The sequence below is a fragment of the Micrococcus luteus genome (genome assembly GCF_022664405.1).
Taxonomy (GTDB): domain Bacteria; phylum Actinomycetota; class Actinomycetes; order Actinomycetales; family Micrococcaceae; genus Micrococcus; species Micrococcus luteus.
In genome coordinates, this window is sequence record NZ_JAKRLB010000013.1 from 1 (window position 1) to 20,689 (window position 20,689).

Annotated in this window: 17 protein-coding genes, 2 tRNA genes and 1 pseudogene; 18 read left to right on the forward strand and 2 right to left on the reverse strand. The window is 73.4% G+C overall.

The window, feature by feature from the left end:
• The 6 genes and pseudogenes from MF605_RS07150 to ndk all read left to right on the forward strand — a co-directional run.
• Positions 1-296 (forward strand): annotated as a pseudogene (locus MF605_RS07150) (pyridine nucleotide-disulfide oxidoreductase); the annotation flags it as partial.
• Positions 297-377: 81 nt separating this feature from the next.
• Positions 378-1,013 carry a TIGR03085 family metal-binding protein gene (locus MF605_RS07155; protein ID WP_101965499.1) on the forward strand — a complete coding sequence of 212 codons (636 nt, stop codon included), beginning with the start codon at positions 378-380 and terminating at the stop codon, positions 1,011-1,013.
• 278 nt (positions 1,014-1,291) lie between these two features.
• Positions 1,292-4,708: an isoleucine--tRNA ligase gene (gene ileS, locus MF605_RS07160; protein ID WP_113914190.1), complete on the forward strand. Its 3,417-nt coding sequence runs from the start codon at positions 1,292-1,294 to the stop codon at positions 4,706-4,708.
• Positions 4,708-6,261: a bifunctional folylpolyglutamate synthase/dihydrofolate synthase gene (locus MF605_RS07165; RefSeq protein ID WP_078026090.1), complete on the forward strand. Its 1,554-nt coding sequence runs from the start codon at positions 4,708-4,710 to the stop codon at positions 6,259-6,261. The genes ileS and MF605_RS07165 overlap by 1 nt, the downstream gene beginning before the upstream one ends.
• A complete protein-coding gene (locus MF605_RS07170) occupies positions 6,258-6,758 on the forward strand; it encodes a DUF4233 domain-containing protein (RefSeq protein ID WP_078026091.1) in 501 nt (166 codons plus the stop codon). The genes MF605_RS07165 and MF605_RS07170 overlap by 4 nt, the downstream gene beginning before the upstream one ends.
• A gap of 75 nt (positions 6,759-6,833) precedes the next feature.
• Complete coding sequence (ndk, locus tag MF605_RS07175; protein ID WP_012750845.1) at positions 6,834-7,256, forward strand: nucleoside-diphosphate kinase; 423 nt, start codon at positions 6,834-6,836, stop codon at positions 7,254-7,256.
• A gap of 86 nt (positions 7,257-7,342) precedes the next feature.
• On the opposite strand, the gene MF605_RS07180 is transcribed toward ndk, so the two are convergent.
• A complete protein-coding gene (locus MF605_RS07180) occupies positions 7,343-8,002 on the reverse strand; it encodes a vitamin K epoxide reductase family protein (protein WP_134416952.1) in 660 nt (219 codons plus the stop codon).
• Positions 8,003-8,399: 397 nt separating this feature from the next.
• On the opposite strand from MF605_RS07180, the gene MF605_RS07185 reads away from it, so the two are divergent.
• The 11 genes from MF605_RS07185 (at position 8,400) to MF605_RS07235 (ending at position 19,089) form a co-directional block, all read left to right on the forward strand.
• Positions 8,400-11,573 (forward strand): Rne/Rng family ribonuclease, encoded by a 3,174-nt coding sequence (locus tag MF605_RS07185; RefSeq protein WP_242821260.1) that lies wholly within the window; start codon positions 8,400-8,402, stop codon positions 11,571-11,573.
• Between the two features lie 232 nt (positions 11,574-11,805).
• Positions 11,806-12,111 (forward strand): 50S ribosomal protein L21, encoded by a 306-nt coding sequence (gene rplU / locus MF605_RS07190; protein WP_002853919.1) that lies wholly within the window; start codon positions 11,806-11,808, stop codon positions 12,109-12,111.
• 51 nt (positions 12,112-12,162) lie between these two features.
• Entirely contained in the window at positions 12,163-12,420 is a 258-nt protein-coding gene (rpmA, locus tag MF605_RS07195; protein WP_002853915.1) for a 50S ribosomal protein L27, read from the forward strand.
• A 169-nt stretch (positions 12,421-12,589) separates the two neighbouring features.
• Positions 12,590-14,137, forward strand: a complete 1,548-nt coding sequence (obgE, locus tag MF605_RS07200) for a GTPase ObgE (RefSeq protein ID WP_020622077.1) — start codon at positions 12,590-12,592, stop codon at positions 14,135-14,137.
• Between the two features lie 3 nt (positions 14,138-14,140).
• The gene (proB, locus tag MF605_RS07205; RefSeq protein WP_134416950.1) at positions 14,141-15,346 is read left to right on the forward strand and encodes a glutamate 5-kinase; all 1,206 of its coding nucleotides are present in this window, start codon (positions 14,141-14,143) and stop codon (positions 15,344-15,346) included.
• A 72-nt stretch (positions 15,347-15,418) separates the two neighbouring features.
• Positions 15,419-16,768, forward strand: coding sequence for a glutamate-5-semialdehyde dehydrogenase (locus MF605_RS07210; protein ID WP_134416949.1), 1,350 nt, complete (start codon positions 15,419-15,421; stop codon positions 16,766-16,768).
• Positions 16,769-16,847: 79 nt separating this feature from the next.
• Entirely contained in the window at positions 16,848-17,069 is a 222-nt protein-coding gene (locus MF605_RS07215) for a hypothetical protein (RefSeq protein ID WP_010078833.1), read from the forward strand.
• 74 nt (positions 17,070-17,143) lie between these two features.
• On the forward strand, positions 17,144-17,791 hold the full coding sequence (gene nadD, locus MF605_RS07220; protein WP_100058799.1) for a nicotinate-nucleotide adenylyltransferase: 648 nt from the start codon (positions 17,144-17,146) through the stop codon (positions 17,789-17,791).
• Entirely contained in the window at positions 17,788-18,213 is a 426-nt protein-coding gene (gene rsfS, locus MF605_RS07225; protein WP_036316941.1) for a ribosome silencing factor, read from the forward strand. Before nadD ends, rsfS begins: the two co-directional genes overlap by 4 nt.
• Positions 18,214-18,226: 13 nt before the next feature.
• Positions 18,227-18,892, forward strand: coding sequence for a histidine phosphatase family protein (locus tag MF605_RS07230; RefSeq protein ID WP_134416948.1), 666 nt, complete (start codon positions 18,227-18,229; stop codon positions 18,890-18,892).
• Between the two features lie 121 nt (positions 18,893-19,013).
• Positions 19,014-19,089, forward strand: a tRNA-Ala gene (locus MF605_RS07235).
• Between the two features lie 86 nt (positions 19,090-19,175).
• Here the strand turns inward: MF605_RS07235 and MF605_RS07240 are convergent.
• A complete protein-coding gene (locus MF605_RS07240) occupies positions 19,176-20,306 on the reverse strand; it encodes an oxidoreductase (RefSeq protein ID WP_134416947.1) in 1,131 nt (376 codons plus the stop codon).
• A gap of 168 nt (positions 20,307-20,474) precedes the next feature.
• Here MF605_RS07240 and MF605_RS07245 point away from each other — a divergent pair.
• Positions 20,475-20,547, forward strand: a tRNA-Ala gene (locus tag MF605_RS07245).
• Positions 20,548-20,689 lie beyond the last annotated feature (142 nt).

A 20,689-nucleotide genomic window follows, 5' to 3' on the forward strand; every position in this document is an offset into this window, starting at 1 on the left:
TGATCGGGCACACCAAGGGTGACTCCCTGGAGACGATCAAGCATCTGATCGAGGACGAGCCGGGGCTGTGGACGGCCCAGGAGCCCTCCGAGGAGTCGGTGATCGAGCTGCTCGAGTCCCGTGAGGTCCCGTACACCACGTGGGCCGGTTGGCATGCTCTGGATGACCATGAGAAGTCCCTGGGTGCGCAGGCGACGCAGGCCGGTCCGGTGGCGCGGGAGCGGGTGAAGGTCGTGGACCGGGAGGAGATGACCCGCATCTCCCGGGAGAGCGTCCTCCTCGGCGCCGGAGGCTGAGTCCTCCCGTCGGGCGGATTCGCGGCCGCGGCGCGGCCCACCCCTCGCCCGCGCCGCGGCCCGCTCCCTACCGTGGTGCCCATGACCACCTTCGCCGCAGCCGAACGCGCCCGTCTCGCTGACCTCCTGCTCGAGAAGGGCCCCCACGCGCCCACCCTGTGCGGCGGCTGGAGCACCCGCGACCTCGCCGCCCACCTCTGGCTGCGGGAGAGCCGGCCCGACGCCTTCGCCGCCCTGTTCATCCCGCCGCTGTCCCGCCACCTCGACCGCCTGACCGCGGACACCAAGCGCCGCGACTACGCCGAGGTCGTGCGGGAGTGGGCCGCGGGCCCGTCGGCGCTGAACCCCATGCGGGCGGCGGACAGGCACGTGAACGCGGCCGAGCACTTCATCCACCTCGAGGACGTCCGGCGCGGCGAGTCCGCGACCGGCGGCTCGCTGCCCGCCCCGCGCCCGTTCTCCCCGGACGAGGAGGACGCCCTCTACCGCTCGCTGCGTCGCATGGCCCCGCTGTTCCTGCGCACGTCCACGGCGCCGGTGGTCCTCCAGGGCCCGGGTCGCGCCCCGGTCACCGTCACCCGTGGGGCCGTGGCGCTGCGGGCGCCCGTCACGGTGACCGGCGAGGTCGGGGAGCTCCTCCTCTGGGCCTCGGGCCGGGACGCCGTGCACGTGGAGATCGACGGCGACGCGTCGGCGGCCGTGCGCACCGCCCTCTGACGCGCTCCGGCCCCGCGGCCCCGGGCCGGCGCAGCGTCCACTACACTGGCGGGCACAGGCGTCGACCCGGCCATCACCGGCGAGCCTCCGGAAGAACGGGCCGCACGGCCCCAGTAGAACCGGACGGGTAAGCCCGTCACAGCAGTCATCAAGCGGCCGGCACCCCGGGGACCTCCCGACGCCGGCAAGCAAGGTGGTACCGCGTCCGCGGCCGGCCGGAGGGTCGGGCCCTCGGGCGTCCTTGCACGGAACCGACGCCCCGGACGCAAAGGACCCCCGTGTACCCCCTCGCCTCCTCCGCCCCTGACGGCCGCACCCCCGCCTCCCCGCGCTTCCCGGAGATCGAGCGCCGCATCCTGGCGTACTGGGACGAGGACGGCACCTTCCAGGCCTCGATCGACCAGCGTCCCACCCGGAACGAGGACGGCTCGCAGAACGAGTTCGTCTTCTACGACGGCCCGCCCTTCGCCAACGGCCTGCCGCACTACGGCCACCTGCTCACCGGGTACGTCAAGGACCTCGTGGCCCGCTACCAGACGCAGCAGGGCCGCCGCGTGGAGCGCCGCTTCGGCTGGGACACCCACGGCCTGCCCGCCGAGCTCGAGGCGATGAAGCAGCTGGGCATGACGGACAAGTCCGAGATCGAGGCCATGGGCATCGACACGTTCAACGACGCCTGCCGCTCCTCGGTCCTGAAGTACACGGACCAGTGGCAGGACTACGTGACCCGCCAGGCCCGCTGGGTCGACTTCGAGAACGACTACAAGACCCTCACCCCGGACTTCATGGAGTCCGTGATCTGGGCCTTCTCCGAGCTGCACCGCAAGGGCCTGACCTACCGCGGCTTCCGCGTCCTGCCCTACTGCTGGAACGACGAGACCCCGCTGTCCAACCACGAGCTGCGCATGGACGACGACGTCTACAAGATGCGCCAGGACCCCTCGGTCACCGTCACGTTCCCGATCACCGGCCTCCCGGCGGACCCCGCCCTCGTGCCCGACGGCGGCGCCGACGCGGCGCTCGCCGCGCACCTGGCCGGCGTCCACGTCCTGGCCTGGACCACCACGCCCTGGACGCTGCCGACCAACGCGGCCCTCGCCGTCGGCCCCCAGATCCAGTACGCCGTGGTGCCGGCCGGCCCCGAGGGCGCGACCGCGGACGGGGACCGCTTCCTCCTGGCCGTGGACCTGGTGGGCGCCCACGCCAGGGAGCTCGGCTACGCCGATGCCGACGCCGCCCGCGCCGCGGTCACCGAGACGATCCCCGGCGCCCGCCTCGGCGGCCTGGCCTACGCGCCGCTGTTCACGGACGTGTTCGACGCCCACCGCGGGGAGACCTTCACCGTCAACGGCCGTGACCTCGGCGTCGAGGGCGCCCACCGCATCCTCGTGGACGACTACGTCTCCACCGAGGACGGCACCGGCGTGGTCCACCAGGCGCCGGCCTACGGTGAGGACGATCAGCGCGTGTGCGAGGCCAACGGCATCCCCGTGCTGCTCTCCGTGGACTCCGGTGCCCGGTTCCTGCCGCTGTTCGCCCGCGAGGACGTCGGGCGCGGCGACCTGCGCGAGATCGCCGGCGTGCAGGTCTTCGAGGCCAACCGCACGATCATCCGCGCCCTGCGCGCCCTGGGCCGCGTGGCCCGCGAAGCCTCCTACGAGCACTCCTACCCGCACTGCTGGCGGTGCCGCACGCCCCTGATCTACCGCGCGGTGACGTCCTGGTACGTCAAGGTCACCCAGATCAAGGAGCGCATGCTCGAGCTGAACGAGGAGATCACCTGGATCCCCGGCAACGTGAAGCACGGGCAGTTCGGCACGTGGGTCGCCAACGCGCGCGACTGGTCCATCTCCCGCAATCGGTACTGGGGCTCGCCCATCCCGGTGTGGGAGTCCGACCACCCCGACTTCCCCCGCCAGGAGGTCTACGGCTCGCTCGCGGAGATCGAGGAGGCCTTCGGCCGCCTGCCGCGCAACGCCGAGGGCGAGGTGGACCTGCACCGCCCGTGGGTGGACGACCTCACCCGCCCCCACCCGGACCCCGAGGCCGCCGCGGCGGGTGCGGTCATGCGCCGGGTCGAGGACGTGCTGGACGTCTGGTTCGACTCCGGCTCCATGCCGTACGCCCAGGTGCACTACCCGTTCGAGCGCGCGGACTGGTTCCCCACGCACAACCCGGCGGACTTCATCGTGGAGTACATCGGCCAGACGCGCGGCTGGTTCTACACCATGCACATCCTGGCCACGGCGCTGTTCGACCGGCCGGCGTTCTCCAACGTGATCTCGCACGGCATCGTGCTCGGCTCGGACGGGCAGAAGATGTCCAAGTCGCTGCGCAACTACCCGGACGTCACGGAGGTCCTGGACCGCGACGGCGCGGACGCCATGCGCTGGTTCCTCATGGCCAGCCCCATCCTGCGCGGCGGCAACCTGATCGTCACGGAGGAGGGCATCCGCGAGGGCGTCCGCCAGGTGCTGCTGCCGGCGTGGAACGCGTACCACTTCTTCACCCTGTACGCGAACACCGCGCACGACGGCGGCGCCCGCCCCGAGGGGTACCGCGCGCAGGAGCGGCACACCGCCGAGGACCCCCTGGACCAGTACATCCTGGCCGCCGCGGGCCGCATGCTGCGGGAGGTCAAGGCCGGCCTGGACGCCTACGAGGTCTCGGACGCCACGGACGCGCTGCGCGGCTTCATGGACACGCTGACCAACTGGTACATCCGCCGGTCCCGGGAGCGGTTCTTCGACGAGGACACCGTCGCCTTCGACGTCCTCTACACCGTTCTCGAGGCCTTCACCCGGGCCGCCGCACCGCTGATGCCGCTGATCGCCGAGGAGATCTGGCGCGGCCTCACCGGTGGCCGCTCGGTCCACCTGACCGACTACCCGGACGCCGACCTGTTCCCCCACGGGCCCGAGGCGGACTCCCTCGTGGCCCGGATGGACGCGGTGCGCCGCATCAGCTCGGCCGGCTCGGCCCTGCGCAAGGGGGCCGGGCGCCGGGTGCGCCTGCCGCTGCCCCGCCTGTCCGTCGTCGTCCCGGACGCGGCGGGCCTCGAGGGCACCTACGCCCGCATCGTGGCGGACGAGCTGAACCTCAAGGACGTCGAGCTCACCGAGCTCTCGGAGGAGGCGATCGCCCGCTACGGCATCGGCACGGAGCTGAAGCTGAACTTCCGCGAGCTCGGCAAGGCGTTCGGCAGGCAGGTGCCGCTCGTGAAGCAGGCGGTCGACGCCGGCGCGTACGAGGAGACGGCCGAGGGCCTGGCGGTCACGCTCGCCGACGGCGAGACCGTGACACTGGCCCCCGCGCTCTACGAGCTGCGCACCGTCTCCACCGGCGCCCCCGAGGGGACCGCGGTGGGCGTGCTGCCCGGCACCGCCGGCTTCCTCGTGCTGGACACCGAGGTCTCCGCGGAGCTGGCCGCCGAGGGCACCGCCCGGGACGTGGTCCGCGCCGTCCAGGCGGCCCGCAAGGACGCCGGCCTGGACGTCTCCGACCGCGTGCGCACGCGGATCGAGGGCCCCACCGCCGTCGTGGCGGCGCTCGAGGCCCACCGCGGCCTCGTCGCGGAGGAGACCCTCACGGTGGACCTGGAGCTCGTGGACTCCGGTGCGGCCGACCCGCGCAAGGACCCGGCCGACGACGCCATGAAGACCGTGGCAGTCACCGTCGCGAAGGCGGACGCGTGATGCGCGGGGACGCCCCGGGTACGGTCGAGGAGGTCTACCGGGACCTGCTCGCCCGCGCCCCGGAGAACAAGATGCAGCCGCGGCTCGAGCCGATGCGGCGCGTGCTCGCGCTGCTCGGCGACCCGCAGCACGCGGCCCCGGTGATCCACCTGACCGGCACCAACGGCAAGACGTCCACGGCGCGGATGGTCGAGGCCGTCCTGCGCGCCTACGGGCTGCGCACCGGGCGCTACACCTCGCCGCATCTGCAGCGTGTCACGGAGCGGATCAGCATCGACGGCGCCCCGGTGGCCGACGAGACCTTCGTGCGCGTGTGGGGGGAGATCCTCCCGATCGTGCAGACCGTGGACGCGGAGCTCGAGGCCGCGGGCGAGGTCCCGCTGACGTACTTCGAGGCGGTCACCACGCTGGGCTTCGCGGTGTTCGCGGACGAGCCCGTGGAGGTCGTCGTCCTCGAGGTGGGCCTCGGGGGCGTGACGGACGCGACCAACGTCGCGGACGCCGTCGTCTCCGTGGTCACCCCCATCTCCCTGGACCACACGGACCTGCTGGGGGAGACCGAGGCCGAGATCGCCGAGGAGAAGGCCGGCATCATCAAGCCCGGCGGCGCCCTCGTCTCCGCCGCCCAGGAGCGCGACGCCGCCCAGGTGCTGCTCGAGGCGGCGCAGGCGGCCGACGTGCCGTTCCGCTTCGAGGGCGTCGAGTTCGGCGTGCTCGAGCGCTCCCTGGCCGTGGGCGGCCAGCAGGTGTCCGTGCGTGGCCTCGCGGCCGAGTACCGGGACCTGTTCCTGCCGCTGCTCGGGGAGCACCAGGCGCAGAACCTCGCGGTGGCCGTGGCGGCCCTGGAGATGTTCCTGGGCGGCGGCGAGCGACCGCTGGACGAGGAGCTGCTGCGCGAGGGGCTGTCCCAGGTCACCTCGCCCGGCCGGCTCGAGGTGCTGCGCACCGCCCCCACGCTCATCGTGGACGCCGCCCACAACCCGGACGGCGTGCGGGCCACGGCCCGTGCGGTGCAGGAGGCGTTCGGCTTCACCCGCCTCTCGCTGGTCGTCGGGATCCTCCAGGAGAAGGACGCGCCGGGCATGCTCGCGGCGCTCTACCGGGCGTTCGGCGACGACGTGGAGGACCTCGCGGTGACGCAGTCCTCCTCGGCCCGCGCCATCCCGGCCGGGGAGCTGGCCCGCATGGCCGTCGACGCCGGCTGGCCCGAGGACGACGTGTACGCCACCGAGTCCGTGCCGGACGCCCTCGAGTGGGCGGTCGGCCGCGCGGAGGCCCTCGAGACGAGCGCGGACGAACTGGCCTCCGGCACCGGCGGCGGCGTGCTCGTGCTCGGCTCGATCACCCTGGCCGCCGAGGTCCGCACCCTCGTGGGCGAGCCCCGCCATGCCGGCCCCGTCACCGTGGCCGCCCGCGGCCTCGACCCCGCCGACCTGCTCGACGCCGTCGGGCTGGCGGACGCCGACGAAGACGATCTGGACCCGGAGATCCTCGAGCTGCTCGAGGACCGCGACGACGCCGGCGCCCGCCGCCGGCCGGAGGAGGACCGATGACCCCCGACCAGCCGGAGACCGGAGGCGCCACGGAGCAGGGGCGCTTCGGCGACGAGCCCTGGCGCCCCGAGCGCGAGACGCGAGCCCAGCGGCAGTGGCGCCCCGGCACTCGCCGGCGCCGACGCTCCGTGCGCGCCCTGTTCACCTCCACGATCCTCATGCTCGAGGCGGTGCTCATCTTCTTCCTCGGACTCATGCTGTTCGGCATGCACCGGGACGAGCCGGGCGCCTGGTGGTTCGTGGCGGGCTACTCCGCGCTGGCCGTCGTCGCGGTGCTGACCTGCGCCCTGGTGCGCAAGCCCGTCGGCATCGCGATCGGCTGGGCGATCCAGGCCGTCCTGCTGGCCTCCGGCTTCTGGGAGTACTCGATGTTCGTGGTGGGGGCCCTCTTCGCGCTGACGTGGGCGTACGCCGTGATCAAGGGCGGTGCCATGGACGTCGAGAACGCCCAGCGCGACCGCCTCGAGGCCGCCTGGGAGGCCGAGCACGGACGCTGAGTCCCGGGCCCCACTAGGGTGGAGCGGGAACCGGGCCGCGCTCGCGGCCGTCCGACGACGCTAGGAGCACACCCCATGACGCACCACACCGAAGAGACCCTCGTCCTCATCAAGCCGGACGGGGTGGCCCGCAACCTGGTCGGCGAGATCCTCGCGCGCATCGAGCGCAAGGGCTACGTGATCGCCGACCTGAAGATGCTCACGCCCACCCGCGCCATGTTGGAGCGCCACTACGAGGAGCACCAGGGCAAGCCGTTCTTCGAGCCGCTGGTGGCGTTCATGGCCTCCGGCCCCGTGGTGGCCGCGCGCGTCACGGGCGATTCGGTGATCGAGGGGTTCCGCTCGCTGGCCGGCAAGACCGACCCCACCGTGGCCGCCCCGGGCACCATCCGCGGCGACCTGGGCCGGGACTGGGGCGAGGCCGTCCAGAAGAACCTCGTCCACGGTTCGGACTCGACCCTTTCGGCCGAGCGCGAGCTCGCGATCTGGTTCGGCTGAGCCCGTTCCGGGCCCGCACGACGGCGGCCGGTCACCCTGGTGGGGTGACCGGCCGCCGTCGTCGTGTCCGGTGGGGGAGCTTAGGCTCAGTCGATCCCGACGACCCCGAGGCCCAGTTCCAGCAGGATCGAGGCGAACACCAGGACGTAGAGGAGCACGATCACGGGCCAGGCCAGCTCCCGGGCGAGGCGGACGAGACCGGCCGGGGCCGGCAGCGTGCCGGTCTGCAGGTTCCGGGACGTCACAAGCACGAGCTGGGCGATGACCATGGCCCACACGATCATGCAGTAGAGGCAGAGCGTGCCGATGCTGTAGACGGCCGAGTACCAGAGCCACACGCAGAACGCGAAGCCCGCCAGGATCCCCGCGTTCATCAGCAGCCAGTACCAGCGGGCGAAGCGGGCGCCGGCGAGCAGGGACATCCCCACGGTGATGAGCACGGAGAACGCGACCACGCCGATGTACGTGTTCGGGAAGCCGAAGGTGTGGGCCTGCCACGACTGCATCACCTGGCCGCAGGACACCCACGGGTTGAGGTCGCAGGACGTGCGGTGCGTCGGGTCCGCGGTGAGGAGGGTGCGCTCGACGATGATGATGATGGTGGCCGTCAGCGCCACGAGCGAGGTGATCAGGAGCAGCGCCGCCGTGCCCGCGGGCCGGGCGTACCAGGTGAGCCGGGCCTCCTCGGCGGGGATGTCGTCGGCGGGGGAGAGGCGGACGTCGTCCGTCAGCGGGGTCGCAGGCATGGACACGATTCTAGGCGCGTGCCCGGGGCGGATGTGAGAGAATCGGCCCTGGCCGTCCCGTGGCCACACCGCGGGGCAGCCCGCTGCGCGCCCGACGTCGGGCCGCCGCCGAGGCGCCCCCGCGTCGAGCATCGTGCGGGAGGTGGACGCCGGGCTTCGCCCGTGCGCGTCCGTGCGCCGGCCGGCGGACGGCACGTGACGCCCAGGCCCCGATCTCGAGGGCGCAGCGGTTCCGCGCCGGGCCCTGACGGTCGACGCGGTCCACCCGATGACTTCTCGGAGTCCGCCTCCCGGCGCACCCGTGGCGCACGGCGCCCGGGGCAACGCGGCCGGCGGCGGACGCGGACACGCCGGGCGGCGGCGAGTGTGGCGTCGTCGGTCGGCGGGAGGTGCTGCCATGGCGGCCAACAACGAGGACACGACCCGCGCAGACGAACGCGTGGAAGAGACGGCCGAGCAGGCCGTGACGCAGACCGCGGCGGACACCGCCGACGGGGCGGAGCCGGAGCGGACCGCCGCGTCCGACGACGCCGCGGACCCGGCCGAGGAGCCGAGCGCGCCGACGCTGCAGGTCGACCCGACCGACCCGTTCGCCGTGCCGGCGAACCTGATCGAGGTCCTGCGCACCGAGACCACGTCCCGGCAGCGCTCCGAGGACGAGGACGCCGGAGAGTCCGAGGACCGGGCCGAGGGCGCCGTGGTCTCCCGGCGGCGCCGCCGACGCCGCCGCGGTGAGGTGGACATGGAGCTCGACGGCGGCGAGGCCGGCGATCCCGAGCACACCGTCACCCGCGTGCGCGCGCCGCGCCAGGCCGTCGGCACCGCCTCGGACACCGTCCAGAGCGTCAAGGGATCCACCCGGCTCGAGGCGAAGCGCCAGCGCCGCCGCGACTCCCGCTCGGGCGGGCGTCGCCGCACCGTGATCACCGAGGCCGAGTTCCTGGCCCGCCGCGAGGCCGTGGACCGCAAGATGCTGGTGCGCCAGCGCGACCAGCGCATCCAGATCGCCGTGCTCGAGGACGGCGTGCTGGCCGAGCACTTCGTCTCGCACACCACGCAGGACTCGATGATCGGCAACGTGTACCTGGGCAAGGTCCAGAACGTGCTGCCGTCCATGGAGGCCGCGTTCGTGGACATCGGCCGCGGACGCAACGCCGTGCTCTACGCGGGCGAGGTCAACTGGGACGCCGCCCAGCTGGACGGCAAGCCGAGAAAGATCGAGAACGCGCTCAAGTCCGGCGACACCGTGCTCGTCCAGGTCACCAAGGACCCGGTGGGCCACAAGGGCGCCCGTCTGACCAGCCAGGTCTCCCTGCCCGGCCGCTACCTCGTGTACGTGCCGGGAGGCTCGATGACCGGCATCTCCCGCAAGCTGCCGGACGTGGAGCGCTCGCGTCTGAAGAAGATCCTCAAGGACCACCTGCCGCAGGACGCCGGCGTGATCGTGCGCACCGCGGCCGAGGGCACCTCCGAGCAGGAGCTGCAGAACGACATCAACCGTCTGCGCGCCCAGTGGGAGGGCATCCAGGAGAAGGCGTCCGGCACCAAGGTGCTCGCCCCCGAGCTGCTCTACGCCGAGCCGGACCTGACCATCAAGACGGTCCGCGACGTCTTCAACGAGGACTTCTCCGCCATGCTCGTGCAGGGCGAGGCCACGTGGGACAACATCGAGGCCTACGTGACCTACGTGGCCCCGCACCTGCTGGGCCGTCTGCACCACTGGGTGCCGGAGGACCACGACGGCGAGGACCTGTACGCCACCCACCGCGTGGACGAGCAGCTCCACAAGGCGCTCGAGCGCAAGGTGTACCTGCCCTCCGGCGGCTCGCTCGTGATCGACCGCACCGAGGCCATGACCGTGGTGGACGTGAACACCGGCAAGTTCACGGGCTCCGGCGGCAACCTCGAGGAGACCGTCACCAAGAACAACCTCGAGGCCGCCGAGGAGATCGTCCGGCAGCTGCGCCTGCGGGACATCGGCGGCATCATCGTCATCGACTTCATCGACATGGTGCTCGAGGCCAACCGCGACCTCGTGCTGCGCCGTCTCGTGGAGTGCCTGGGCCGGGACCGCACGAAGCACCAGGTCGCCGAGGTGACCTCGCTCGGCCTGGTCCAGATGACGCGCAAGCGCATGGGCACCGGGCTCGTGGAGGTGTTCTCGGAGACCTGCGAGCACTGCGCCGGCCGCGGCATCATCATCAAGGACACCCCCGTCGAGCGGGGCCGCTCCGGCGGTGAGCAGCGCGGCGAAGCGGAGGGCCGCCGTCGTCGCCGGCGCCGGGGCAACGGCGAGGGCGAGCACGCCCACGCCGCCGCGGCCACGACGACGGGCGCCGAGCACGTCGACTCCGAGGACGAGCGGCAGCGCCGTGAGCGGGCCGAGGCCGCCCGGGTCGCCCTGCACTCGATCGCGAAGGCCTCCGGCAAGGTGGCCGAGGACGAGACCCCCGCCCAGGAGTCCGCCCCCGCCGAGCAGGAGTCCGCCCCCGCCGAGGACTCCGCGGCCGAGGCCGTCGAGGCCGCGTCGGCCGGGCCCGCGGAGGCCGGGCAGCCGGCCGGGACGGACGAGGAGGAGACGCCGCGTCGCCGGCGTCGTCGGGGCCGCCGCCGTGGCCGGGGCCGCACCGAGGAGTCGGGGGACACCGGCGCCGAGGTCGCGGGCTCTGAGGATGCCGCGCGGTCACACGACGACGGCCCCGCCGAGTCCGCCGATCAGCCCCGTCAGACGGAGGAGGAGGCCGAGCCGGCCGCCGCCGAGGCCCCCGAGCACCAGGACCCGGTCGCGCAGGCCGAGGAGGCCGAGTCCCCGGAGGACGCGGACGCGCAGGACGACCGTCCCCGCCGGTCCCGGCGTCGTCGGGGTGGCCGTGGGCGGTCCCGGCGGGACGGCGAGGCGGCCTCGACCGAGACCGACGCCGAGGACCAGGGCGCGGAGCGCGCGACGCCGTCGCGGCACGACGCCGCGGACGCCGAGTCCTCGGCGGCCGCGCCCGCGGAGGACGCATCGGAGCCGGTCGAGGATGCCTCGGCGCCCGTGCCCGCCGAGGATGCCCTGGCGCCCCGGCGCCGCCGGTCCCGCCGGGCCTCGAGCGACGGCGTCGTCCGTCCGGCCGCCGGTGCGGACGCGTCCGCCGAGCGGACGGCCGACCGCACGGACGCGGCTCCGGTGGAGGCCACCGAGCCCTCGCCCGAGGAGTCCACGGACGCCACCGAGGTCCACGAGCAGCCCGCCGCCCCGGCCGCCGTCGAGGAGGCCGTGATGGTGGAGCCTGCGGCGACCGAGCCGACGGCGGAGCCCACGGCGGACGCGGACCAGGCGTCCGCCGCGGACGCCCCGACCGAGGCCCAGGCGGCCCCGGCGCCTGGATCGCCGCGCCGGCGCTCGCGTCGTGCCGTGTCGTCCGACGGCGTCCACGTCCAGGTCCAGGCCGCGCCCGGCGGCGCCCAGGGCGGCCGCTTCACGGCGGCCGTGGCCGAGGCGTCCACCCCCGCCGAGCCGCAGGGTGCCGCCCCGGTGATGCTCGGCGTCGGCGTGAAGGCCGCCGACCTGGCCCGTCGCGGCCGCTGACCGTCGTCGGTGCCGCCGCCCCGGGCCTGCCCCGGGCGGCGGCGACGCGCCGACACGCCTCTGTTTGGTCCGGATGCCCGGCAGCGAGTATGCTGGACCATCGGTGTTCACCGCCCGCACGCTCCCGCATGTCCCGGTGAGGGACCGCCGGACCCGGACGCAGCCGCGGTCGAGGTGCGGGCGAGCAGAACCCGATCTGATCCATTGAAACGTCGAGAGAAGTGAGTCCCAAGTGGTGTACGCGATTGTCCGCGCTGGCGGCCGCCAGGAGAAGGTTTCCGTCGGAGACCTCGTTACCCTTGACCGCGTTCCCGCTGAGACCGGTGGCTCCGTCGAGCTGCCCGCTCTGATGCTGGTGGACGGGGACGAGGTCAAGGCTGGCGCCGATGCCGCCGGTGTGAAGGTGACCGCCGAGGTCGTCTCCCACTCCCGTGGCAAGAAGGTCGTCATCATGAAGTACAAGAACAAGACCGGCTACAAGAAGCGCCAGGGCCACCGCTCTGAGCTGTCCACGGTCAAGATCACCGGGATCGCCTGAGCCGTCACCGGCACCGGCGAAACCGAGCATCCGAGAGGTTAGGCAACAGCAATGGCACATAAGAAGGCCGGCAGTTCCTCGAAGAACGGCCGCGATTCGAACCCGCAGTACCTCGGCGTCAAGCGCTACGGCGGTGAGGACGTCAACGCCGGCGAGATCATCGTCCGCCAGCGTGGCACCAAGTTCCACCCGGGCCGCAACGTCGGCCGCGGCAAGGACGACACCCTCTTCGCGCTGTCCGCGGGCTCCGTGGCCTTCGGCCAGCGCCGCGGCCGCAAGGTCGTGGACATCGTCCCCGCCGCGGAGTGATCTGACACTCGTGCGGTCTGCGTGCGGACCCTCGCCCGGCGAGGACACCCGCACCCCCTGACGCCCCGGCGGGGGCGGGCCCGGCATCCACCGGACCCGCCCCCGCCGTCGGCGTCTCCGGCCCCTGGGCCGTCTGAGTCCGATCCCTCCAGCCCCTAGGAGCACTCCCATGGCAGCCTTCGTGGACCGCGTGGTCCTCCACCTCACCGCCGGCAACGGCGGGCACGGGTGCGTCTCCGTGCATCGCGAGAAGTTCAAGCCCCTGGGTGGCCCCGACGGCGGCGACGGGGGCGACGGCGGCGACATCACCCTCGTGGTGGACTCGCAGACCACCACGCTGCTGGACTACCACCACGCCCCGCACCGGTCCGCTGAGAACGGCCAGCCGGGCATGGGCGACCACCGCGAGGGCAAGAACGGCCAGTCGCTCGTGCTGCCCGTGCCGGACGGCACGGTGGTCAAGGATGAGCAGGGCAACATCGTGGCCGATCTCGTGGGGGAGGGCGCGACCTACGTCGCCGCCGCCGGCGGTCAGGGCGGCCTCGGCAACGCGGCTCTGGCCTCCGTGAAGCGCAAGGCGCCCGGCTTCGCGCTGCTCGGCCTGCCGGGGGAGAGCCGGGACCTGACGCTCGAGATCAAGACCGTGGCGGACGTCGCGCTCGTGGGCTTCCCCTCGGCCGGCAAGTCCTCCCTCATCGCTGCCCTGTCTGCGGCCCGTCCCAAGATCGCGGACTACCCGTTCACCACGCTCGTGCCCAACCTCGGGGTCGTGCAGGCCGGCGACGTGCGCTTCACGGTGGCCGACGTCCCGGGCCTGATCCCCGGTGCCTCGGAGGGCCGCGGCCTCGGCCTGGAGTTCCTGCGCCACGTCGAGCGCTGCGCCGCGCTCGTGCACGTCCTCGACTGCGGCAGCCTCGAGTCCGACCGCGACCCGATCGCCGACTTCGAGGCCATCGAGGCCGAGCTCGAGGCCTACGCGGTGGAGCCCGTCTTCTCCCAGGGCGGGGAGGGCGTCGTACCGCTGAACGAGCGGCCCCGCCTCATCGCCCTGAACAAGACCGACCTGCCCGACGGCGCCGCGATGGCGGACATGGTCCGCGACGAGCTCGAGGGCCGTGGCCTGCGGGTCTTCGACATCTCCGCGCTGGCCCGCGAGGGCCTGGACGCCCTCAAGTACGCCATGGCCGAGCTCGTGGCGGAGGCCCGTTCCCGGGTGGTCGAGCCCGCGCCGGCCGCGCCCGTCGAGGTGCCGCGCCGGCATCGCCGCCGTGGCGAGCGGGCCGAATTCACGATCCGCCGCGAGGAACGCAACCTCGAGCCGCTGTTCCGCGTGCGCGGCGAGAAGCCCGAGCGGTGGGTCGCCCAGACGGACTTCCAGAACGACGAGGCGATCGGCTACCTTGCGGACCGGCTCCAGCGGGCCGGCGTCGAGGACGGCCTGTTCAAGGCCGGTGCGAGGCCGGGCGACGCCGTCGTGATCGGCGACGACGTCACGGGCGTCGTCTTCGACTGGGAGCCCACGCTGTCCGCGGGAGCCGAGCTGCTCGCCGGGCCCCGTGGCACCGACCTGCGGCTCGACGAGCGCACCCGCGCGACCCGCGCGGAGAAGCGCGCCGAGCAGGATGCCCGCCGGGCCGCCCGTGCGGCGACCCGGGCCGAGATGGAGGCCGAGCGACGCTCCGGCCTGTGGACCGACACCGACGATCGAGAGGGATGATCCATGTCCGTGCGGCGCACCGTCGTCACCCGCTATCCGACCCCCGCCACGCGCGGCTCTGAGGACCCGCAGGCCAACCCCGTGACCTCGCGGGAGACGATGCAGGCCGCACGCCGAGTGGTCGTGAAGATCGGCTCGTCCTCGTTGACCACCCCGGACGGCCTGGACGTGGCGGCCATCGACCGGCTCGTGGACGTCCTCGCCGCCGAGCGGCAGAAGGGCACCCAGGTGGTGCTCGTGTCCTCCGGTGCCGTCGCGGCCGGCTTCCCCCACCTCGGGCTGGGCCGACGCCCCAAGGACACCGCCACCCAGCAGGCCTCGGCGGCGGTCGGCCAGAGCAAGCTCATGGCGCACTACACCACGAGCTTCGGCCGGCACGACACCGAGGTGGCCCAGGTGCTCCTGACCGCCGAGGAGCTCATGCGGCGCACCCAGTACACGAACGCGCACCGCGCCCTGTCGCGGCTGCTCACGCTCGACGTGATGCCGATCGTGAACGAGAACGACGCCGTGGCCACGCGCGAGATCCGCTTCGGCGACAACGACCGCCTCGCGGCCCTCACCGCCAACCTCTGCAAGGCGGACCTGCTGGTCCTGCTCTCGGACGTGGACGCCCTCTACACGGGCCACCCCTCCCACCCGGACGCGCGGCGCATCCCGGAGGTCGCCTCGGACGACGATCTGGCCGGCGTCGACGTGCGTGTGCCCGGTTCCGCGGGCGTGGGCACGGGTGGCATGGTGACCAAGGTGGACGCGGCCGGCATCGCGGCCACCACCGGCATCCCGACCCTGCTGACCTCGGCCGCCAATGCGGGCGCCGCCTTCGCGGGGGAGGACGTGGGCACGTGGTTCTCCGCCACCGGCCGCCGCCGGTCCGCCCGCGCGGCGTGGCTCGGCCTCACGGCGGAGGTCCGGGGTCGGCTCATCATCGACGACGGCGCGGTGGCCGGGGCGATCGACCGCGGCCGCTCCCTGCTGGCCGCGGGCATCACCGGCTGCACGGGCGCCTTCACGCCGGGCGACGTCGTCGAGATCGTGGATGCGCATGGCCGGGTGCGGGCGCGCGGCCTCGTGCAGTACTCCTCGTCGCAGCTGCCCGCCATGCTCGGGCGGACGACCGCCGACCTCCGCGAGGACCTCGGCGCGGGCTACGACGGCGTCGTCGTGCACGCCGACGACTGGGTGCGCCTGGCTCCGCCGCAGCGCTGACCGGCACGGGCTCCGGCCGAGTCGACGGACCGGGCCTCGTGCCTCGTCCGGGGCGCTCGATAGGCTGGCGGCATGCAGACCACCGAGAGCACCGCACCCCAGGATCAGTCCGGCCGCCAGGACGCCGAGGCGCCGACGCCCGAGGTCGAGGAGGCCGTCCGCCAGCGGGCCGAGTGGGCGCGTCAGGCCGTGCCCGAGCTGGCCACCGCCGGCCGCGCCCGCAAGGACGCCGTCCTGCGCCACATGGCCGAGGCCCTGCGCGCCAACGCGGCCGCGATCATCACGGCCAACCGCGAGGACCGCGGCCGCGGCCGCGAGGCCGGCACCTCGGCGGCCCTGCTGGACCGCCTCAAGCTGGACGAGGCGCGCGTCGAGGCGCTGGCCCTCGCCCTGGAGACCCTGGCCGGCCTGCCGGACCCCGTGGGCACCGTGGTCCGCGGCGGTCCGCTGCCCAACGGTGTGCGGATGAGCCAGGTGCGGGTGCCCCTGGGCGTCGTGGGCGCCGTGTACGAGGCCCGTCCGAACGTCACGGTGGACATCGCCGGCATCGCCCTGAAGTCGGGCAACGGCGTGATCCTGCGCGGCGGCTCGGCCGCGGAGTCCACCAATGCGGTCCTGATCCAGGTGCTGCGGGAGGCGCTCGTGGACCAGGGCTTCGACCCCAACATCATCCAGGGCATCGACGACCTCGGACGTCCTGGCGTCGCCGCCCTGATGGCCGCCCGTGGCGCGGTGGACGTCCTCGTCCCGCGCGGCGGCCGTGAGCTGATCCAGCGCGTGGTCCGTGAGGCCCGGGTGCCCGTGATCGAGACGGGTGAGGGCAACGTGCACCTGTACGTGGACGCCTCCGCACCCAAGCAGATGGCGGTGGACATCGTGCTCAACTCGAAGACCCACCGCACCTCCGTGTGCAATGCGGCCGAGACCCTGCTGCTCCACCGGGACGCGGAGGAGGTGGGCCGAGAAGTGCTGCGCGCCCTCACCCGTGCCGGCGTGCTGCTGCACGTGGACGAGGCCGCGCGGGCCTGGCTGCCCACGCTCGCCGACCGCGGCGACCACGCCCGGGACGCCGTGGACGCCACCGAGGAGGACTGGGGCACCGAGTACCTGGACATGGAGATGGCCGTGCGCGTCGTGGACTCCCTCGACCAGGCGATCGAGCACATCGGCCGGTGGTCCACGGGCCACACCGAGGCCATCGTCACGAACGACCTGGCCGCGGCCGAGCGGTTCATCACCGAGGTGGACGCCGCGGCCGTCATCGTGAACGCGTCCACGCGCTTCACCGACGGCGGCGAGCTCGGCCTCGGCGCCGAAGTGGGCATCTCCACCCAGAAGATGCACGCCCGCGGGCCCATGGGCCTGGAGGAGCTCACGACCACCAAGTGGATCCTGCGCGGCGACGGGCAGATCCGCCGCTGAGCCGGGCTACGATGGACACCAGGACCCCTTCGGCCCGGCCCCGGCCCGGCCGTCTGACCCGCTGCACCGAGGAGCATCCATGCTGAACACCTCCCTGATCCTGGCCGCCGCCGAGGGCCATCACGTCGTCAATGAGCTGCCGATGGACCCCATCTGGTACGGCCTGCTCGTCTTCGCGCTGCTGATGGCCGCCCTGGCCGCCACCATGTCCATGCGCTCCCGCGCGCTGCGCCTGCCCGAGCCCACCACCGCGGTCCAGCACCACGGCACCGGCCGCGGCTCGCACACCTCCGGTCACTGACGTCTCACCGGCCCGCCGCGTCGTCGCCTCCGCCGGGGGCGACGCGGCGGGCCGTCCGTTCGTCTCCTGAGCGCATGACCGTCGCCTCCCGCACCCCCGTCACCGCGCCCGCCGCCGGGCGCGCTCGCCGTCCTCGCCTCGGCATCATGGGCGGCACCTTCGACCCGATCCACCACGGGCACCTCGTGGCCGCCTCCGAGGTGGCCGCCGAGTTCGAGCTGGACGAGGTCGTCTTCGTCCCCACGGGCCAGCCGTGGCAGAAGTCGGACCGGCAGGTTTCCCCGGCCGAGGACCGCTACCTCATGACCGTGGTGGCCACCGCCTCCAACCCCCGGTTCACCGTCTCCCGCGTGGACATCGACCGCCCCGGCGTGACCTACACCGTGGACACGCTGCGGGACCTGCGCCGCCTGCACCCGGACGCCGAGCTGTTCTTCATCACCGGCGCGGACGCCATGGGCCAGATCCTCACGTGGAAGGACGTGGACGAACTCTGGGACCTGGCGCACTTCGTCGGCGTCACCCGTCCCGGCCACGACCTCTCGGACATGGGCCTGGGCGCCGACGTGTCCCTGATGGAGATCCCCGCCATGGCGATCTCCTCCACGGACTGCCGGGAGCGCGTCCGCCGGGGCCGGCCCGTCTGGTATCTCGTCCCGGACGGCGTCGTCCAATACATCGCCAAGCACCACCTCTACGTCTCGGAAGAGGAGACCTCGTGACCGTTCCCCAGACCACCCTGGACGCCCTCACCACCGCCGCGGCCGCCGCCGCGGACAAGCTCGGCACGCACATCGTCGCGTTCGACGTCGCCGAGCGGCTCGGCCTGACCGACGCCTTCCTGATCGCCTCCGGCGCCTCGGAGCGTCAGGTCAACGCGATCGTCGACGGCGTCGAGGAGGCGCTGCTGAAGGACGAGCAGCTCAAGCCGCTGCGTCGTGAGGGCCGGTCCGACGGCCACTGGGTGTTGCTCGACTACGGGCACTTCGTGGTGCATGTCCAGCATCGCGAGGACCGCGAGTTCTACGCGCTGGACCGCCTGTGGAAGGACACCCCGGCGATCGACCTCGGCCTGCCGGAGGAGAGCACCCGCCCGGACGCGGCCACCCAGGACGACGGCGCCTCCGCCTCGCACGCCTCCTGAGCGCGGCCGCGAGATGCGCCTGATCCTGCTGCGTCACGGCGAGACCGACTGGAACGCCCTGGACCGCTACCAGGGGCACACGGACATCGAGCTGAACGCCGAGGGGGAGCGCCAGGCGCGCCGCGCCGCCGGCGGGCCCGTGGGCGACCTGATCGAGAACGCGGAGGAGCTCGTGGCCGTGTGCTCCCCGCTGGCCCGGGCGCGGCGCACGGCCGAGATCGTCCTCCAGGCCCGGGTGGGTGCGGCGTCCGTGGCCGTCGACCCGGAGCTGATGGAGCTGGCCGGGGGAGAGTGGGAAGGCCTGGAGCTCAGTGCCATCGCGGAACGCTGGCCGGACGAGCACCGCCTCTGGCGGGCCGAGCCGGCGCTCGACGCCGGCCCCGTCGGCGGGGACACCCTGCGCGGGGGCGGCGAGCGGGCCCTGCGTGCGCTGCGCGGACACGTGCCCTCGCACTGGGGGGACACCCCGCGCGACGGGGGCGCCCAGACTCTGCTCGCCGTGGCCCACGGTGCGTTGATCCGCGCGGCCACGGGGCTGCTCCTGCGTCACGAGGGTGAGGCCTTCGCGGCGATGGAGCGGATCGGCAATGCCCGCGCCGCCGTGCTGCAGGGCGCGTTCACTGCCGACACCGGGGCCGAGGGCTGGGGCGACTGGATCCTCGAGGGCTACAACATCTGAGGGCGCCTCGGCCCGGACGCCGATTTGGTGCCCGCGCGGGGACCGTGTACGCTGGTCGAGTTGCCAGCGAGGCGAACGGGCCGGAAACGGCGCGTGAACATCGCGGGCGACGCCCACATCTGGGGGTATGGCGCAGTTGGTAGCGCGTCTGCATGGCATGCAGAAGGTCAGGGGTTCGAATCCCCTTACCTCCACCAGTCAGAAGGCCCGGTCCGTACGGACCGGGCCTTCGTCGTCGTCGGACTCCCGTGCGGGGCCGGGAGGCGACCGCCGCCCCGCGACATCACCGCGGTTCTGCACTGCGGTGATGTCGCTCCGCCGCGGTCGGTGCGGGGGACACGCCGGGGTACGCGGCGCGCTCCACCGCCGTGAGCGCGGGTTCCACCGCACGGCCCTCCCGCGACGAGGCGACGGCGGCCTCCAGCACCGCCATCACGGCGACGGCCTGGTCGGGGGTGGCGGCGTCGCCGCTCGGGCGGCCCAGGATCGCGTCGCGCACGCCCGTGTAGGACCGCTGCTGAGCTCCGATCGGCGCGGGGACACGCTCGATGTTTCCCTCCCCGTCGTGCAGGAGGATCGGGCCCGGGTCGACGCCCCAGCCCTCGGCGCCGGGGAACAGGCCCGCGCGCAGCTGAGCCTCCTGCTGATCCGGCAGTTCCTTCACCGCGGTGCCACGCGTGCCGTGGACCGCGAAGCGCGGGCTGCCGCCGGCCACGAGCATCGACGCCTGCAGGACCACGCGCCGGCCCGGGTACTGCAGCACGCAGTGCGCCCAGTCCTCGACCGGGGCGCCCGGACGCAGGGCTGCGAGGTCGGCGTCCACGCGTTCGGGGACGCCGAAGAGCAGGAGCGCCTGGTCGACCAGGTGCGGGCCGAGGTCGAACCAGATGCCGCCCCCGGGCACCGCGGCTTCCCGCCAGCGGTCCCGGACGGTCGGACGGAAGCGGTCGATCCGGGACTCGAGGTGGACGACGTCCCCGAGCCGGCCGGAGCGGACGAGCTCGGCGATGCCCAGGAAGTCGCTGTCGAAGCGGCGGTTCTGGAACACCCGCAGCACCCGTCCCGTCTCGGCCACGAGGTCGCGCAGCTCTCGCGCCTCGGCGAGACTCAGCGTGAACGGCTTGTCCACCACCACGTGCCTGCCCGCCCTCAGGGCCGTGCGCGCGAGCGGCGTGTGCTGATCGTTCGGGGCGGCGATCACCACGAGGTCCACGTCGTGGCGCGCCAGGAGCTCGTCCACGTCAGGCACCACGACGACGTCCGGCAGGTCCGCGTGCACCGCGTCCGGGCGGCTCGAGACGACATGGGTGAGCGCGAGTCCCTCCGTGGCGTGAAGCAGGGGGACGTGGAACGTCTTCCCGGCGAACCCATAGCCGATCAGCGCGGTGGGGATCGGTGCGTCGGTGGGGGACATCGGGGGCCTCCTGGTGGGCGGTGGGCGTGGGGGTGTCTCCTGCACGCTAGGCCGTGGGGCCGCGTCGGTCCATCGACGCCGCCCAGCCGGTTTGCGCGGTTGCCGCGGGCCGGGTATCCTATCCAGGTGCTCCGGCCGGTCCGCCGGAAACGGAGTCACCACCCACCTGGGGGTATGGCGCAGTTGGTAGCGCGTCTGCATGGCATGCAGAAGGTCAGGGGTTCGAATCCCCTTACCTCCACCCGTCAGAAGGCCCGGTCCATATGGATCGGGCCTTCGTTGTCGTGACGGCGGGCTCGCCGTCGAGACCCGCCGGTCACGGCCGGGTTGTGGTCCAGCGTGGATCAGGCATCGGCGTCGCACAGCCCTTTCACGGCAGGCTC